The sequence below is a fragment of the Mycolicibacterium arabiense genome (assembly GCF_010731815.2).
In the GTDB taxonomy this organism is placed as follows: domain Bacteria; phylum Actinomycetota; class Actinomycetes; order Mycobacteriales; family Mycobacteriaceae; genus Mycobacterium; species Mycobacterium arabiense.
Map to the genome: position 1 here is coordinate 541853 of NZ_AP022593.1, position 17078 is coordinate 558930.

The window sequence follows — 17078 nt, forward strand, 5'->3', positions numbered from 1 at the left end:
GCACGTGTTTACTAGGCCTGCTTCTGTCCGGGGATGCCTTCGTAGGCGATGTCGCCGGTCTTGAGGTTCTCGGTGGTCAGCTGAGTGAGACCCTCGAGGAACTTCTGCCGCTCGGTGACGACGTGCTCGATCGCGACGTCGACGTTCTCCTTGGTGATGGCGGGCATCACGTAGACCGGCTCGGTGTTCACCTGCTCGCCCTTGGCGAGCGCGTTGGCGACCGCCAGTCCGGCGGCCAGTTCGACGGTGCCGTTCTGCAGCGACGTGCCGATGAACTCACCGCTCTTGACGGCGTTGAGCCCGTCCTCGATCCCGTCGATGCCCACGATCGGCACGTTGGTCTGGCCGGCCTCCTTGAGTGCCTGCAGCGCACCGAGACCCATGTCGTCGTTCTGGGCGACGACGCCGTTGATCTGCGGCCCGAAGCCCGAGATCCAGTTCTTCATCTTGTTGACGGCCTCGTCGCGCTTCCAGTTGGCGGTGTCCTTGGCCAGCACCTTGATGTCCGGGTACTTGGCCAGGGTCTGCTCGATGCCCTTGCTGCGGTCGAGTTCGCCTGACTGTCCGAGCGGGCCCTGCAGGATCACGATGTTGCCGCGGCCGCCGAGGCGGTCGGCCATCATCTGCATCTCCTGGGCACCGGCGGCGACGTCGTCGGGCTGGACGTTGCCTGCGATGTCCTTGCTGTCGAGTGCGGCGTTGACCGGCACCAGCGGGATGTTCTTGGCCTTGGCCGAGGCGACCTGCGGCCCGAGCGAATCAGCCTGCACGGGAACGACGATGATGGCGTCGACGCCCTGGTTGATCATCGAGTCGACCTGGTTGGCCTGGGTCGAGACGTCGAGGTTGGCGGAGTTCCAGACCAGCTCGATGTTGTTGTCCTTGGCGTACTGGTCCATGCCCTCCTTGCCCGCGGTGATGAACGAGCTCATGTCGTACACCGACACGCCGATGCGGGTGGTGTCGCTGTTGGCCTCGGTGTCGCCGGCTCCACAGCCGGACAGTCCCAGCCCCAGCACTCCTGCCGCGGCGATGGTGACGAACTTCGTTGTCAGTCTCATCTGGTCATTCCTTCTGGTTGTGTCGGTGTTCGAAGCGATCAATGGGGTAGGCGGGTCAAGTTCTTCGGCGGTTGGACCAGACGTCGACGGCGACCGCCGCGACGATCAGGACGCCCTTGATGACGTCCTGCCAGTAGGCGGGCACGACCAGGATGTCGAGACCGTTGTTGAGCGTCTGAATGATGAACAGGCCCAGCACCGTTCCCCAGATGGTGCCGCGGCCGCCCATCAGGCTGGCGCCACCGATCACCACGGCGGCGATGGCGTCGAGCTCGTAGCCCTGACCGAGGTTGGGCGGACCCGAGATGACGCGTGACGCCAGCATGACCCCGGAGATGCCTGCCAGCAGGCCGGAGAAGGCGTAGACGCTGAACAGCACGTTCTTGGCGTTGATGCCTGCGATCTCGGCGGCGTTGCGGTTGCCGCCCACGGCGTACACGCGCATGCCGTAGGTGGTGCGCCGCATGACGACCATCAGGACGATGATGCCGATGATCATCACGAGGACCGGGATCTGCAGGCCGAGGATCTTGGTGTTGGCGATCGACCCGAACTCGGCGGGCAGGCCGTTGATCGGTGCGCCGCCGCCGATGACGTACGCCAGACCCGACCCGGCGGTGAGCGTGCCCAACGTCGCGATGAACGGTGGAACGTTGATGCGCGAGACCAGGATTCCGTTGACCGAGCCGACGGCGAGGCCGACCACCATGGCGACCAGGACCGTCATCCAGACCTGGCCGGGGTTGGCCTTGGCCGTGGCGGCACCTGCCATGGCCGACACCGCGATCACGCTGCCCACCGACAGGTCGATGCCGCCGGTGAGCACCACCAGCGTCTGCCCCAGCGCGATCAGGGCGAACGGTGCCGCCGCGACCAGGATCGTCACCAGGTTGTCGACGGTGCCGAATCGCGCACTGCGGTAACTGAAGTACGCGATCACCAGCAGCATGATGATCACCATCGAGTAGCGCAGCGCCATGCCGCTGAGCCATTCACGGGAGAACAGCCGCACGGGTTCGCCCGTCGTCGGCGACGCGACGACCGTCTTGGATCCCTCCTGGCCGCCTTCGGTGTCGAGTTGGGTGGTCACGATGCTGCCTCCGGTGACTGGGGCCGATCTCCGGCCGTGGGGGTTGATGGGCTCTCGGGGTGCTGGGGCCCGTCGAGTGCGGTCGCCATGCGGAATACGGATTCCTGGACGGCCGGGTGGTCGAGCGCGTCGCGGTCGAGTTCTCCGACCAGCGCGCCGTCGCGCATGACGAACGCCCGGTGCGACAGACCGATGATCTCTGGCATGTCCGACGACGCCATCACCACCGCCATGCCGGCCTCGGCGAATTCGGTGATGATGCGGTAGATCTCGCTGCGGGCGCCGACGTCGACGCCGCGGGTGGGCTCGTCGAGCAGCAGCACGTTGACGTCACCGGTCAGCCACCTGGCCAGCACCACCTTCTGCTGGTTGCCGCCCGACAGCGTCCCGACCTGCTGGCTCAGGCCGCTGCTGCGCAGCCGCACCGACTTCATCACGTCGGAGACGGCCGTCGTCCTGGCCTTGCCGCGCAGCCATCCCGCGACGCTGAACGCCGACAGGCGGGGTAGCGACCCGTTGTCCAGCACGCTCATCGACAGCACGACGCCGGAGATCTTGCGGTCCTCGGGCACCATCGCCATGCCGTCGGCGATGGCCGCTGCCGGGGAGTTGCGCTTCACGGTCCGGCCGCGCACGACGATCTCGCCGGACGAGGTGTGCCGCGCACCGAAGATCGCCTCGAGGAGCTCGGTGCGTCCGGCACCCACGAGGCCTGCGAGGCCCAGGATCTCGCCGGACCGAACCGAGAACGACACGGGCCGAGAAGCTCCGTCGACCTGCAGGTCCCGGACCTCGAGCACCGCCTCCGCCTTGGGGTCGACGCGAGCGGGGAACAGCGCGTCGAGCTCCCGGCCGATCATCGCGGTGACGATGTCGTCGTCGGTCACGTTGGTGAGCGGCTCGTCGAGGATGAGGCCGCCGTCGCGCAGCACCACCACCCGGTCGGCGATGGCGCGGATCTCGGCCATCTTGTGCGTCGTGTAGACCATCGCGACGCCGTGGTCGCGCAACCGGCGCACGATTCCGTAGAGGCCTTCGACCTCGCGTTCGGAGATCGCGGACGTGGGCTCGTCGAGCATGACGACCTGCGCGCCGGTGCGCGCGGCCTTCACGATCTCGACGATCTGACGTAGCCCGACGGGCAGGCTGCCCATCCGCGCCGTCGGAGTGATGGCGACGTCGAACGCCGAGAGCGTCTCCCTGGCCTCGTCGATCATCGCCTTCCGGTTCAGGAACGGCCCGCGCTTCAGTTCCCGCCCCACGAACAGGTTCTCGTAGACCGTCATGTCCTCGATGGACGCGAGCTCCTGGGGCACGATCGCCACGCCGTGCCGGACGGCGTCACGGGGATTGCCGGGCGCCAGGTGGGTGCCCTGGACGGTGACGTCACCGGAGTCGGCGCTGTACTGGCCGCTGACGATCTTCATCAGCGTCGACTTGCCAGCACCGTTCTCGCCCGCCAGCGCCGTGACGGTGCCGGGTTCGAGGTTGAGCGTGATGCCGCGCAGCACGGGCACCCCGCCGAAGCTCTTGGTGATGTCCGAGCACTCGAGGATCGCTGCCTGCGGTGCGTGCACCGAGGGGGACGCAGAGGTCATGACGAGCTCCCCACCGATGCGGCGCCGACCGACACGGGCTCGCCAGTGCTACCGACCGACACCACCACCTTGACGTTCTCGGGATCCGCCGACGCAGCGAACGCCTGCGCGGACTGCTCGAGGTCGAAACGGGCGCTGATGAACTCGTCGATCGGCACGGTGCCCGACGCCAGCAGATCGATCGCGGCGAGGAAGTCCTCCCGCACGTACATCAGGTTGCCGATCAGCGAGAGTTCGCGGTCCTGGACGAGGTCGAGCCGGACCGGCGTCGCACCGGACGAGACGCCGACGATCATGATCGCGCCGCCCTTGTCGACGAGGTCGACGGCCTGGGCCACCGAACTCTCGATCGCGACGCAGTCGATGACGACGGCGGCCGGTCCACCGAGCAGGCGGTGCGCGGCCTCGACGGCGTCGGTGGCGGTCGGATCGAAACTGCCTGCGGCGCCGAGGCGTTCGGCACGTTCCCGCTTCGATGCCAGCAGGTCGGCGACCACGACGGTGGCCCCGGCCTGACGGGCCGCCAGCAGGGCGAACAGCCCGATCGGTCCCGCGCCGATGACGACGACGGGGCGCCCGCGCAGGTCGCCCACCGCTGCCGCGGCACGGCGCACGGCGTGGATCGGCGTGGCGAGCGGCTCGATGAGGATGGCGTGATCGTCGTCGAGGGTGGGGTTCAGCGCGACCACGCGATCGGCGGCCACGGTGAAGCTGTCGGCCAGTGCCCCTGGCGTCTGGCACCCGAGGACCAGCAGCTCGCGGCACACGTTGTACCTGCCCGCTTCGCACTGGGGGCAGTGCCCGCACGCGAGGTTGGGCTCGACGGCGACGCGGCTGCCGACCCAGGAGTCGTCGACACCGGATCCAACGGCGTCGATCACGCCCACCACCTCGTGGCCTGGCCGGTAGGGCAGGTCGATGAAGGGGTGGTGGCCGCAGGCCGCGTGCAGGTCCGATCCGCAGATGCCGACGACGGTGCTGCGCACGCGCACCTCGCCCGCGCCCGGTTCGGCCTCGGCCACGGTCTCGATGACGACGTCGTCGAGGGAGTTGACCACGACCCGGCGGATCGGCTCGGCGGCGGTCACCATGCGGTGTACCCGCCGTCGGCGACCAGCACGGACCCGGTGATGAACGAGGCTGCGTCGCTGGCCAGGAAGACCACGCTCGGTGCGATCTCCTCGGGCATGGCGTAGCGCAGCAGCGGCGCGTCGTCGATCCAGTGCTGCTTGAACTCCGGACGGTCGACCGGCGCCATGTCGGTCTTGACGTAACCGGGCGCTAGGGCGTTGACGCGGATGCCGAGCGGACCCCATTCGGCGGCAAGCGATTTGGTGAGGTGGTGCACGGCGGCCTTGCTGGCGTTGTAGGCGGGCTGCCACTGCGGGCGGTTCACGATCAGCCCGGACATCGAGCCGATGTTCACGATCGAGCCGGATCCCTGCTCGCGCATGTGCGCACCGACGGCGAGCGAGCATGCCCACAGCGCCTTGACGTTGAGGTCGAACACGTCGTCCCATTGCTGCTCGGTGACGTCCCATGACTCCGCGTGGTAGCAGGTGCCTGCGTTGTTCACGAGGACGTCGATGCGGCCGAGTGCGTCGAGCGCCTCGGCCGTCATCCGGTCGACGTCGGCCTGGGAGGTGATGTCGGCGGTGATCGCGTGCAGGTCGATGCCGGCACCGGAGGCCTCGGCGACCACCTTCTGGTTGCGCTCGGCGTTGCGGCCCGAGAACGCCACGCGGGCGCCGGCCTGGGCCAGCCCCATCGCGAAGGCCTTGCCGAGGCCCTGGTTTCCGCCGGTCACCAGGGCGGTGCGGCCGGTGAGGTCAAAGGGGTTCTGTGTCATCGAGGATTCACAATCGACTTGAGGCTGGCAGGGTCGGTGTCGCTGTCGAGGGCATCGGCGACGTGTTCGAGGTCGTAGCGTCCGGTCACCATCGAGTCGAGGTCGATCGCCCCGCTGGACACCAGATGGATTGCCGCGGGCCAGGTGTCGGTGTAGCGGAACACCCCGGTGACGGTGATCTCCAGATTGGCGATGTGGCTGACCGGCAGCGCGTACTCGTCGGCGCCCATGCCGACCAGCACGACGTGTCCGGCCGGGCCGACCGCCTTGATGCCGCTGACGACGGCGGCGGGCACTCCGGTGGCGTCGACGAAGGCGTCGACGGGTTCGATCGCCGACACGTCGACCGCGGTCGGGTCGAGCACCTCGGTGGCGCCGAACTTCAGCGCCTTCTCGCGACGGGACGAGAGGAGGTCGGTGACGACGATGCGTGACGCGCCGAAGGCACGGGCGGTCTGCGCGCAGAGCACGCCGATGGGTCCGGCGCCGGCGATCAGGATCGACGAGCCCGGTTCCACCCCGGCCTTGCGCATGGTGGTGATCGCCACCGACAGCGGCTCGAGCAGCGCCGCCGCGTCGTCGGACATGGAATCCGGCACGGGGTGGGCGAATTCGGCGTCGATGGTGACGTAGCGGCAGAACGCGCCGTCGATCGGCGGCGTCGCGTAGAACTCCATGTACGGGCAGAGGTTGTAGCGCCCCGCGGTGCACTGCTTGCAGCGTCGGCACGGGTGCTGCGGCTCCACGGCCACCCGCTGGCCGACGCGCGTCGGGTCGACGCGTTCACCGACCGCCGCGATGCGCCCCGAGAGTTCGTGGCCGAGGATCATCGGGTCCTCGACGACGAAGTCACCGATCCGGCCGTGCCGGTAGTAGTGCACGTCGGATCCGCAGACGCCGACCGCGGCGACCTCGACGAGGACCTCGTACGGCCCGGGCGCCGGGACGGGCCGGTCCTCGATCTCGAGCGTCCCCACGTCGGTCATGACGCTGGCCCGCATCGTCTCGGGTGGGGTGGTGGGTGACGTGGAAGTCATGTGGTTTCCCTTCATGTCGTGGTGAGCAGAGCGCGGCCGACGACCATCTGGTGGACACCGGCGGCGGCGCACAACGGCGCGACGTCCTCGGTGACTCCCCCGTCGACGGCCACGGGTAGTTCGGAGAACTTGGCGGTACAGGCGGTGACGAGCCCGATCCGGTCCAGCCGGCAGCGGTCCTGGGTGCCGGGCTGGATGAGCATGACCAGGACGCCGTCGGGTTCGGCGGGCCACTGCGGTTCGCCGAGCCCGTCCCATTCGCGCCACACGGCGATCCACGCCGACCCGCCTGCCATTCGGATCGCGTCGGCACGCGCGTCGGTGAAGGCCTGCCACGGTAGGAACACCACACCGGGGTGCACGGCGAGGATCTTGGGCAGCACGGCGTCGACGAAGTCCTTGGACCCGATGACGTGGACTCCGATGCGCTCACTCGGGACGACGGCCGAGATGCGTTGCAGCTCGTCGAGACTGACCCCTGCGGGCAGGCCCTCCGAGACGGCCATCACGTCGACGTGGACGTCGATGCCGGTGTCGGCCAGCGTCTGCGCGGCCGCCACCCGCGAGCCGTGGGCGGCGTACACCGAGCCGGCCAGCAGCCCCGGGAAGTCGGCGTGCCAGGACGCGAGGTCGTTCACTGGGCGCCCCCCTCCAGCACGGGTGAGGCGGCGAGCTGGGCCCACCGGGTGCGTAGCGCGCCAAGGTCACGACCGTGTGCCCGCGGCGTCACGCGTGCGCGCGCGTCGGGATGCCACCGCTTGGCGAGGTCGACGAGCCCAGCGCGGTCGGTACGCGACGCCACCGCGGCGGCCTGGATGCAGGCACCGCGGGCCGTGGCCTCGTCGACGTCGGGCACCGTGACCTCGTCGCCGAGCAGGTCGGCGAGCAGCTGCAGTGTGGCGGGTGAGCGTGCTCCGCCGCCGACGACGGTCGCCGCGCCGCTGGTGTCGACGCCGCAGTCGGCCAGGCTGTCGCGTCCGGACATCAGGGACAGCAGCGGCCCCTCGACGAATGCGCGGGCGAGTTCCTCGCGGGTGGTCCGCGACGTCACGTCGGCGATGGCGCCGCGGGCATCGGGTCTGTCGGGGGTGCGTTCACCGTCGAGGAACGGCGCCACGACGGGACCCTGGGTGGGCCCGGCCGCCAGCGCCAGCGCCGAGATGCCCGCCAGATCGGTGCCGAGCAGGACGGCGGCCCGGTCGACGACGCGGGCGGCGTTCAACGTGCTCATCAACGGCAGGTAGCCGCCCGTCATGTCGGCGACTCCGTCGACCGCACCGGTGGTGTCGAACACCGGGCCGCGCGAGGACGTCGCGACGACGCCGGAGGTGCCGATGCTGAAGTACAGGTCGCCGTCGGTGAGGCCGAGGCCGAGGTAGGCCGCGTGCTGGTCACCGCCGCCGGCACCGACCAGCACGTCGGCGCCGATGCCGAGTTGCTCGGCTCTGGCAGGCAGCACGGTGCCCGCGGCGTCGGCGGGGCCGAGGACGGTCGGCAGCGTGGCGGCCCACTCCCGGCTCCCGGCAGCGAGTTCTAGGTAGGAGGGGATCCACAGCCCGTCGGTGGCGTCGAAGTAGCCGGTGCCCGAGGCGTCGGAGCGGTCGGTCACCTTCTCCCCGGTCAGCCAGTAGGTCAGGTAGTCGTGGGGCAGCAGGATCGTCGCCAGGCGGTCGAGCAGTCGCGGTTCGTTCTCCGCGACCCACGCCAGCTTGGCGATCGTGAACGCGGCCGTCGGCAGCGTGCCGATCCGCATGACCCAGCGGCGCGCTCCGATGCGGTCGACCAGGCGGGTCAGGTTCGGCGCGCCGGTCGTGTCGTTCCAGAGCTTGGCGGCGCGCAGCACGTCGCCGTGCTCGTCGAGGAGCACCATGCCGTGGCACTGCGCCGCGACCGAGATCGCCCGGATCTCGGGCCGCTGGTCGCACGCGGCCATCGCCATGCCGGTGGCAGCGACGAATGCGGCGACCCATTCGTTTGGATGTTGCTCGGCGACGGGCGGGAAGGCCGGTGGGTGCGGGGACGAGCCCGAGCCCAACAGTCGACCGGTGGCCAGGTCGCGGATCTCGACCTTGCACGACTGCGTGGACGAATCGACGCCCAGCACGGCTGGATTGCTCACGCGGGTACCACCGGCGCCGTCTCGTCACCGGGTCGGTGACCACGAACGCCGACACCTCCCGCGGGATGGCTGTCGATGACGTCGCCGACGGTGTGGCCGCGCATCGACATCGTGACCACCGCGACCGCGTCGCTCCACGCGCCGACCGCCAGGGTGCTCGCCATCGCGATCATGTCCCCGGGGTCCGCGCCGGGCGGCGTTGGCGGCAGCGCTGCGACGCTGCCTGCGGCGAGCGCGAACGGCGATGCGGGACTCTCGGTCAGCGCCACGACGTGAATGCCCTTGCGTCCCAGACGTTCGACGAGGTTGACGAGTTCGTGGGACTGGCCGGTCTTGGAGATCGCGATCACCAGATCGGCGCCGGTGATGGCGCCCATGCCGCCGTGCAGTGCGTCCATGGACGGCAGGTACACCGCGGGCGTGCCGCACACCGACAGCAGGTGGGCGAGACGCTCGGCCATGATCCCGGACGTGCCGGATCCGGTGGTGACGACCTTGCCGGTGACGGCGAGCATCTGCCGGGCGACCGCGACGACACTCGACTCGACGTTGCCGACGAGTGCGCCGAGCGCAGCCGATTCCCGGGACAACACCGAACTGGCCAGCGATGCCAGCGCGTTGTCCTCATTGCTCATCTGTGATTCCCGATACTCATGTGTCTATGTGATGTGGATCATGCAATGCGTATGCTCATCTGTCAACGGGCTTGCACATATGTGCAGCGGCAGGTGAGCATAGCGGCTCTCGACCCATGGGAGGGGACGGATGGGGCCAGACGAGTTGTTCCAGCGGGCGGTGATAGCCCGGCGCTACTACCTCGAGGGGCGCACCCGCATCCAGATCGCCGAGGAGTTCGGGCTCTCGCGCTTCAAGGTCGCCCGGATGCTCGACGAGGCCATCGAGTCGGGCATGGTCGAGATCAAGATCCACAACCCCGGCTCGATCGACGTCGACCTCTCCACGGCCCTGCAGCGTCGCTACGGCCTCGAGCACGCCTACGCCGTCTCCGCCGACACCAGCAACGCCGCCGACCGGGTGCACGCCGTCGCCAAGGCGATGGCCGAACTGCTCCAGTCCATCCTGCGCGACGGCGACGTCGTCGGCGTCGACTGCGGCCGCACACTCACCCACATCGCACCGTTCCTGACGTCCCTACCCCGTTGCGACGTCGTACAACTCACGGGCATGGCCGGGGCCATCACCTCCAACGGCGCCGACCTGGTGCGGCGCATCAGCGAGGTCAGCGGGGGCGAGTCCTGGCCCCTCTACGCGCCCCTCGTGGTGCCCGACGCGCGCACCGCCGCGAGCCTCGCCAGCAACCCACAGATCCGGGAGACCGTCGAACGGCACCCCAAGGTGAGCTGCGCGATCGTGTCCGTCGGAGCGTGGGCGCCCGGCGCCTCCCAGGTGTACGCGTCGCTGACCGACGAGGAGGTGGCGACGCTGGCCGCTGCCGGGGTGTGCGCGGAGACCTGCGCCCTGCTGCTCGACGCCGACGGCAACCGCATCCCCGGCCTCGACGAACGCCGGATGGGCATCGACGAGACCCAGCTGCGTGCCATCCCCACCCGGATCGCACTGGCGACGGGACCCGAGAAGGTGGCCGCCACCAAGGCCGTCCTGCGTTCCGGCCTGGTGTCGTCGCTGGTGACCGACACCGACGTCGCCGCAGCCGTTCTGGACTGACCGACCGACCCCCAACTACGACGACACCGAGGAGACGATCACGTGCCCGAGACAGCAGAACCCACAGTCGACTTCGACTTCCGCCTCGACGGATTGGTGGCGCTCGTGACCGGCGGGGCGTCGGGCATCGGCGCGGCCATCGCGGCGGCCTTCTCCGCCAAGGGCGCCCGGATCGCCGTGGTCGACCTCAACGAGGCGGGCGCTTCGGAGCTGGCGGGCACGCTGCCCGGCAGCCGCGGATTTGCCTGCGACGTCTCCGATCCCGAGTCCGTGACCACCGTGATCGACGCGGTGATCGCCGAGTTCGGCCGGATCGACGTCCTGGTCAACTGCGCGGGCATCGCCAGGCTCGCACCCGCCGAGGAGCTGTCGCTCGCGGACTGGGACTCCACCATCGCCATCAACCTCAAGGGCACGTTCCTGATGTGTCAGGCGGCAGGCAGGCACATGCTCGACGCCGGCACGGGCGTCATCATCAACATGGCCTCACAGGCCGCGAGCGTCGCGATCGATCAGCACGTGGCCTACTGCGCGTCCAAGTTCGGCGTGGTCGGCATCAGCAAGGTGCTTGCCACCGAATGGGCGCCGAAGGGCGTGCGGGTCAACACGATCTCGCCGACGGTGGTACTCACCGACCTCGGGATCAAGGCATGGGACAACCCCAGGGGCGACGCCTTGAAGAAACTGATCCCCACCGGCCGTTTCGCCTACCCCGACGAGATCGCCGCAGCCGCGGTCTTCCTCGCCTCGGGCGCATCCGCGATGGTCAACGGCGCCGATCTGGTGATCGACGGCGGCTACACCATCAAGTAGCGCCGGTCGAGGCGCGCGCCGCCAGCTCCGGCCGGAACACCACGTGCCGCGGCTCGGCGTCCGGGGACTCCGCGGCGGCGAGCAGGAGGTCGACCGCCGTCACCCCGATGTCGGCGCTCGGCTGACGGACCGACGACAGTGGGACCGCTGCCGAACGGGCGAAGTCGATGTCGTCGTAACCGATGACCGCGACGTCGTCGGGCACGCGCAACCCACCGATCGTCAACGCCTGCAGCACCCCGATCGCCAGCAGGTCGTTCGCACAGAACACCGCGTCGGGCCTGCGACCGGCGGGCAGTGCGCACAACCGCTCCCCTGCCGCGCGACCGGCCAGCACCGTCGGCTCGTCGGTGTCGAACTCCTCCAGCGCGACACCCGGATGTTCGGCCACGGCGGCCCTCGCACCCGCCAGGCGGTCGGCGACCTGCCGCAAACCGTGCGGCCCGCCCACGAACGCGATGCGGGTGCGGCCCCGATCGCACAGGTGGTGCGCAGCCAGCCCGCCGCCTGCGACGTCGTCCACGGCGACCGACGGAAACGGCGTGCCCGTACCGTCGCGGTCCACCAGGATCACCGGAATGCCCCGGCGGCGCGCCACGTGCAGGCGCTCGAGGTCCTCGCCCACGGGGGAGATCAGCAGGCCGAACACGCGCTGCTCCTCGAACGTCTCGAGGTAGGCCCGTTCGCGCTGGGCGTCGTCGTCGGTGGTGCCGAGCAGCACCACCAAATTGCTTCCCGCAGCTCGTCTCTCGGCCGCGCGGGCGACGTCGGTGAAGAACGGGTTGCCCACGTCGAGGACCAGCAGGCCGACGCACCGCGACTGGCCCGCCCGCAACTGCCGCGCCGCGTCGTTGCGGACGAAGCCCAGCTCCTCGATCGCGGCGTGTACGCGCGCGACCGTCGCCGGCGCGACCCGCTCGGGCGAGTTGAGCACGTTGGACACCGTCCCGACCGACACCGACGCCGCGAGTGCGACGTCGCGGATCCCCACGGCCTCCGACCGGCTCACGCCGCTACTCCCCCGCGCGCTGCCGAGGAGCCAGGCGCACCAGTTGCGTGACGTGCTGAGGCGTCAGCTCCTCCAGGCACGTGACGCCGAGCAGGCGCATCGTGCGTTCCACCTGGTCGGTCAGGATCGCGATCGCGCGGTCCACCCCTGCCTCGCCACCGGCCATCAAGCCGTACAGGTAGGCGCGGCCGATCAGCGTGAACCGTGCGCCCATCGCGATCGCCGCGACCACGTCGGCCCCCGACATGATTCCGGTGTCCAGCATGATCTCGACGTCGCCACCCACCTCGGCCACCACCTCGGGCAGCAGGTGGAACGGGATGGGGGCCCGATCCAACTGTCTCCCACCGTGATTGGACAGCAGCACGCCGTCGACGCCGAGGTCGGTCACGGCCCGCGCATCGGCGACCGTCTGAATGCCCTTCACCACGAACTTGCCCGGCCACTGCGACCTGATCCACGCCAGGTCGTCGAACGTGACCGTCGGGTCGAACATCGTGTCCAGCAGTTCGGCGACCGTGCCCGACCACCGGTCCAGCGACGCGAACGACAACGGCTCGGTGGTCAGGAAGTCGAACCACCACTGCGGACGCGGAATCGCGTTGACCACGGTGCCGAGCGTCAGCGCGGGCGGGATCGACATCCCGTTGCGCTTGTCGCGCAGCCGCGCACCGGCCACCGGCACGTCCACCGTCACCATCAGCGTGTCGTACCCTGCCGCCACGGCGCGCTCGACGAGCGCCATCGAGCGGTCCCGGTCCTTCCACATATAGAGCTGAAACCAGTTGCGTCCGAACGGGTTCGCAGCCTTGACGTCCTCGATGGCCGTCGTGCCCATCGTGGACAGTGCAAACGGAATGCCCGCCCGCGCCGCCGCGTGGGCGCCTGCGATCTCGCCCTCGGTGTGCATCATCCGGGTGAACCCCGTCGGCGCGATGCCGAACGGCAGGCTCACCGGGGCGCCGAGCACGTCCCAGCCGGTGCTGACCTTCGACACGTCCCGGAGGATCGCCGGGTGGAACTCGACGTCGGCGAAGGCCTGCCGCGCGCGCCCGATCGACAGCTCGGCCTCGGCGGAGCCGTCGGTGTAGTCGAACGCTGCCCGCGGCGTGCGGCGCTTGGCGATGCGCCGCAGATCCTCGATGGTCAGTGCCTTGTCCAGGCGCCGCTTCGTGGCGTTGAGTTCCGGTTTCTTGAACTGCATCAGCGGGGCCAGGTCGTGCCTGTTCGGCAGCCGCCGCCTCGTCTTCTCGTTCATGGCTGTCACACCCTTCCGGCCGGAGCCCGTTGCGGTACGTAGCGCTCCGTGGGCACCGAAGCGCTGATCGTGCCACGCAGAGCGTCGAGGTCCCCGCGCAACAGGCCGTGCGCGCGGGCTTGAATCAGGACGTTACCGATCGCCGTCGCCTCCACCGGCCCGGCGACGACCGGCCGATCGACGCGATCGGCCACCAATTGGCACAGCAGGCGGTTCAGCGCGCCGCCCCCGACGAGGTGCACCGTCTCGACCCCCACGCCGGACAGCGACGCGGCCTCCTCGACACCACGCGCGAAACCCGCGGCGAGGGACTCGACGATGGCGCGTGTCATCTCCGGCCGGCTCCGGGGAACGGGCAGTCCACGCTCGGAGTACCAGGCGGCGATGCGTCCGGGGACGTCGCCGGGCTCGACGAACCGCGGGTCGTCGCCGTCGAACACCTCGTCCGGTGGCGCACAGGCCGCGGCTTGCTCTAGTAGGTAGGGCAGGTCGACGTGCGAGCCGTCACGCTGCCACTGTCGCACGCTCTCGCTGAGCAGCCACATGCCCATCACGTTGCGCAACAGGCGGATCCGCCCGTCGGCGCCCACCTCGTTGGTGAAGTTGGCGGCCCTGGCCTCCTCGGTGACGACGGGCCCGCCCACCTCGACGCCCACCAGCGCCCACGTGCCGCACGACACGTAGGCCGCCGACGCGGCGGTCATCGGGACGGCGACCACCGCGGACGCCGTGTCGTGCGACGCCACCGTAGTGACGCGCAGACCGCCGGGCAGGCCGGCTCGCTCGACGAGGTCGGGCAGCACCGGCCCCAGCTCCGCGCCGGGTTCGCTCAACCTCGGGAAGAGACCGACGGGAAGCCCGAGCATCGCCTCGAGGTCGGCGTCCCACTGCCCGTCGATGCCCAACAGCCCCGTGGTCGAGGCATTGGTGCGCTCGGTGGACATCTCGCCGGTCAGCCAGTACCCGATCAGGTCCGGCACCAGCAGCGCGGCGTCGGCCTGGTCGAGCAGCCCCTCGATGCGGTCGGCGGCCAGTTGGAACACGGTGTTGAACGGCAGGAACTGCAACCCGTTGCGGGCGAACAGTTCGTCCTGGGGCACGGTGGCGTGCACGGCGTCGACGCCGCGGGCACACCGGGCGTCGCGGTAGTTGTACGGCAGCCCGAGCAGCTTGCCCCCGCGCAGCAGGCCGTAGTCCACCGCCCACGAGTCCACCCCGACACTCGTCAGGTCCGGCGCCTCCCGCCCGGCCTCCGCGAGACCGGCGCAGACGCCGGCGAACAGAGCGGGCAGGTCCCAGTGCATGGCGGCGCGTTCACCGTTCCACAGGTACACCGGATCGTTCGAGAACCGGTGCAGCGCACGCATCTCGAACGAATCCGGGCCGACGTCGGCGAGCATGACCCGACCGCTGGTGGCGCCGAGATCGACCGCGACGAAGCGCCCGGATTTCATCGGCAGCCCTCGCTCTTCGCGCAAGCGCTCATCGGCAGCCCTTGCTCTTCGCGCAAGCGCTCATCGGAGAAACGCTGCTGCCACGCCCGCATCCACCGGCACGTGCAACCCCGTCGTATGAGAGAAGTCCGACGTACACAGCGCGAACGCCGCATTGGCGATGTTCTCCGGCAACACCTCTCGCTTGAGCAGCGTGCGCTGGGCGTAGTACGCGCCCAATTCCTCCTCCGGCACCCCGTACACCGCGGCCCGCTTCGCGCCCCACCCGCCGGCGAAGATGCCGGAACCGCGCACCACGCCATCGGGGTTGATGCCGTTGACCTTGACGCCGTGCTCGCCCAGTTCGGCCGCGAGCAACCGCACCTGGTGCGCCTGATCGGCCTTGGCGGCCGAGTACGCGATGTTGTTCGGGCCGGCGAACACCGAGTTCTTCGAGGAGATGTAGATGATGTCGCCGCCGAGGCCCTGGTCGATCAGCGCCCGCGCGGCCGCCTTCGATACCAGGAACGAACCGCGTGCCATCACGTCGTGTTGCAGATCCCAATCCTCGGCCGTGGTCTCCAGCAACGACTTCGACAGCGACAGACCGGCGTTGTTCACGACGATGTCGATGCCACCGAACGCCAGCACGCAGGCGTCCACCGCCTCTTGGACGGCGGTCTCGTCGGTGACGTCCGCGGCGATGCCGACCGCGACGTCGGCGGTGCCGATCCCGGCTGCGGCGGCCGATGCCTTCTCGGCGTTCAGATCGGCGATCACGACGCATGCCCCCTCGGCGGCCAGACGCGTCGCGATGGCCTTGCCGATGCCCGACGCCGCCCCGGTCACCAGCGCGATGCGGGTGGCCAGTGGCTTGGGTTTGGGCATGCGCGCGAGTTTGGCCTCCTCCAGCGCCCAGTACTCGATGCGGAACTTCTCCGCTTCGTCGATCGGCGCGTAGGTCGAGATCGCCTCGGCGCCGCGCATCACGTTGATGGCGTTGAGGTAGAACTCCCCCGCCACCCGGGCGGTTTGCTTGTCCTTGCCGTAGCTGAACATGCCGACGCCTGGCACGAGGACGATCGCGGGGTCGGCGCCACGCATGGCCGGGCTGTCGGTCGAGGCATGCCGCTCGTAGTACGCCCGGTAGTCGTCGCGGTAGGCCGCGTGCAGTTCCGCCAGCCTGCGGCGGCACTCCTCGACCGGCGCATCGGCAGGCAGGTCGAGCACCAAGGGCTTGACCTTGGTCCGCAGGAAGTGGTCGGGGCAGCTGGTCCCGAGCGCCGCGAGCCTCGGATGTTCGGCGGCGCCCAGGAATTCGAGCACCCGTGGATCGTCGGTGAAGTGTCCGACCTGCGCGCGGTCCGTCGACACCAGGCCGCGCAGGAACGGCGCGAGTTCGGCGGCCTTGGTGCGGCGCTGCGCATCGGGCAGCGCCCCGTAGCCGGGCAGCGGCGCGCCGAACGGCTCAGGCCGGCCGTTGACCTCGATGTAGCGGGCGACGGTGTCGATGATCTCCAGCGAATGCGCCTCGGCCTCGGCCGAGGTGTCGCCCCACGCGGTGATGCCGTGTCCGCCCAGGATCGTGCCGATCGCCTGGGGGTTGCGCGCCTTGATCTCCGAGATGTCGAGGCCGAGTTGGAAACCCGGGCGTCGCCAGGGCACCCAGATCACCCGGTCGCCGAAGATCTGCTTGGTGAGCGCCTCGCCGTCGGCGGCGGTAGCCAGCGCGATGCCGGAATCGGGATGGAGGTGATCGACGTGGGCGGCGTCCACCAGGCCGTGCATCGCGGTGTCGATCGACGGCGCTGCGCCGCCGCGGCCGTGCAGGCAGTAGTCGAAGGCGGCGACCATCTCGTCCTCGCGCTCGACGCCGGGATACACGTCGACGAGTGCGCGCATCCTGTCGAGCCGCAGGACGGCCAGCCCGTTCTCGGTCAGGGTGCCGAGGTCTCCCCCGGACCCCTTGACCCAGAGGAGGTCGACCGGCGCCCCGGTCACCGGGTCGACCTCGGACCCCTTGGCGGAGGTGTTGCCGCCGGCGTAGTTGGTGTTCTTCGGATCGGCGCCGAGCCGGTTGGACCGGGCGATCAGTTCGGTGACGGTGTCATTGCCGTTGGTCATG

General features: G+C 69.8%; 15 protein-coding genes. 2 read left to right on the forward strand and 13 right to left on the reverse strand.

Translation table 11 applies throughout. The features are described from left to right. Positions 1-11: 11 nt before the first annotated feature. The 9 genes from G6N61_RS04285 to G6N61_RS04325 form a co-directional block, all read right to left on the reverse strand. Positions 12-1061 (reverse strand): substrate-binding domain-containing protein, encoded by a 1050-nt coding sequence (locus tag G6N61_RS04285; protein ID WP_163917407.1) that lies wholly within the window; start codon positions 1059-1061, stop codon positions 12-14. Between the two features lie 55 nt (positions 1062-1116). Then, on the reverse strand, positions 1117-2040 hold the full coding sequence (locus G6N61_RS04290; RefSeq protein ID WP_276078864.1) for an ABC transporter permease: 924 nt from the start codon (positions 2038-2040) through the stop codon (positions 1117-1119). 107 nt (positions 2041-2147) lie between these two features. Beyond that, positions 2148-3749, reverse strand: a complete 1602-nt coding sequence (locus G6N61_RS04295) for a sugar ABC transporter ATP-binding protein (RefSeq protein ID WP_163917409.1) — start codon at positions 3747-3749, stop codon at positions 2148-2150. Next, positions 3746-4840 carry a zinc-dependent alcohol dehydrogenase gene (locus tag G6N61_RS04300; protein WP_163917410.1) on the reverse strand — a complete coding sequence of 365 codons (1095 nt, stop codon included), beginning with the start codon at positions 4838-4840 and terminating at the stop codon, positions 3746-3748. Before G6N61_RS04300 ends, G6N61_RS04295 begins: the two co-directional genes overlap by 4 nt. After that, positions 4834-5598 carry an SDR family NAD(P)-dependent oxidoreductase gene (locus G6N61_RS04305; RefSeq protein ID WP_163917411.1) on the reverse strand — a complete coding sequence of 255 codons (765 nt, stop codon included), beginning with the start codon at positions 5596-5598 and terminating at the stop codon, positions 4834-4836. The genes G6N61_RS04300 and G6N61_RS04305 overlap by 7 nt, the downstream gene beginning before the upstream one ends. Continuing rightward, complete coding sequence (locus G6N61_RS04310; protein ID WP_163917412.1) at positions 5595-6635, reverse strand: NAD(P)-dependent alcohol dehydrogenase; 1041 nt, start codon at positions 6633-6635, stop codon at positions 5595-5597. Before G6N61_RS04310 ends, G6N61_RS04305 begins: the two co-directional genes overlap by 4 nt. An 11-nt stretch (positions 6636-6646) precedes the next feature. Beyond that, a complete protein-coding gene (locus G6N61_RS04315; RefSeq protein WP_163917413.1) occupies positions 6647-7273 on the reverse strand; it encodes a beta/alpha barrel domain-containing protein in 627 nt (208 codons plus the stop codon). Next, complete coding sequence (gene xylB / locus G6N61_RS04320; RefSeq protein WP_163917414.1) at positions 7270-8754, reverse strand: xylulokinase; 1485 nt, start codon at positions 8752-8754, stop codon at positions 7270-7272. Before xylB ends, G6N61_RS04315 begins: the two co-directional genes overlap by 4 nt. Continuing rightward, on the reverse strand, positions 8751-9389 hold the full coding sequence (locus G6N61_RS04325; RefSeq protein WP_163917415.1) for an SIS domain-containing protein: 639 nt from the start codon (positions 9387-9389) through the stop codon (positions 8751-8753). Before G6N61_RS04325 ends, xylB begins: the two co-directional genes overlap by 4 nt. Positions 9390-9519: 130 nt before the next feature. Between G6N61_RS04325 and G6N61_RS04330 the strand changes: the two genes are divergently transcribed. Next, the gene (locus G6N61_RS04330) at positions 9520-10440 is read left to right on the forward strand and encodes a sugar-binding transcriptional regulator (RefSeq protein WP_163917416.1); all 921 of its coding nucleotides are present in this window, start codon (positions 9520-9522) and stop codon (positions 10438-10440) included. A gap of 42 nt (positions 10441-10482) precedes the next feature. Continuing rightward, positions 10483-11253, forward strand: coding sequence for an SDR family oxidoreductase (locus G6N61_RS04335; protein ID WP_163917417.1), 771 nt, complete (start codon positions 10483-10485; stop codon positions 11251-11253). Here G6N61_RS04335 and G6N61_RS04340 read toward each other — a convergent pair. From G6N61_RS04340 to G6N61_RS04355, 4 genes are read right to left on the reverse strand one after another with little or no spacing between them, the layout of a single operon-like run. Continuing rightward, on the reverse strand, positions 11246-12238 hold the full coding sequence (locus tag G6N61_RS04340; RefSeq protein WP_163924593.1) for a LacI family DNA-binding transcriptional regulator: 993 nt from the start codon (positions 12236-12238) through the stop codon (positions 11246-11248). The two genes, G6N61_RS04335 and G6N61_RS04340, sit on opposite strands and share 8 nt — an antisense overlap. A 28-nt stretch (positions 12239-12266) precedes the next feature. Next, on the reverse strand, positions 12267-13520 hold the full coding sequence (locus G6N61_RS04345) for an alpha-hydroxy acid oxidase (protein ID WP_163917418.1): 1254 nt from the start codon (positions 13518-13520) through the stop codon (positions 12267-12269). A gap of 5 nt (positions 13521-13525) precedes the next feature. After that, positions 13526-14974, reverse strand: coding sequence for a rhamnulokinase (locus tag G6N61_RS04350; RefSeq protein ID WP_163917419.1), 1449 nt, complete (start codon positions 14972-14974; stop codon positions 13526-13528). A gap of 60 nt (positions 14975-15034) precedes the next feature. Continuing rightward, entirely contained in the window at positions 15035-17077 is a 2043-nt protein-coding gene (locus G6N61_RS04355) for a bifunctional aldolase/short-chain dehydrogenase (RefSeq protein WP_163917420.1), read from the reverse strand. Position 17078: the final 1 nt, after the last annotated feature.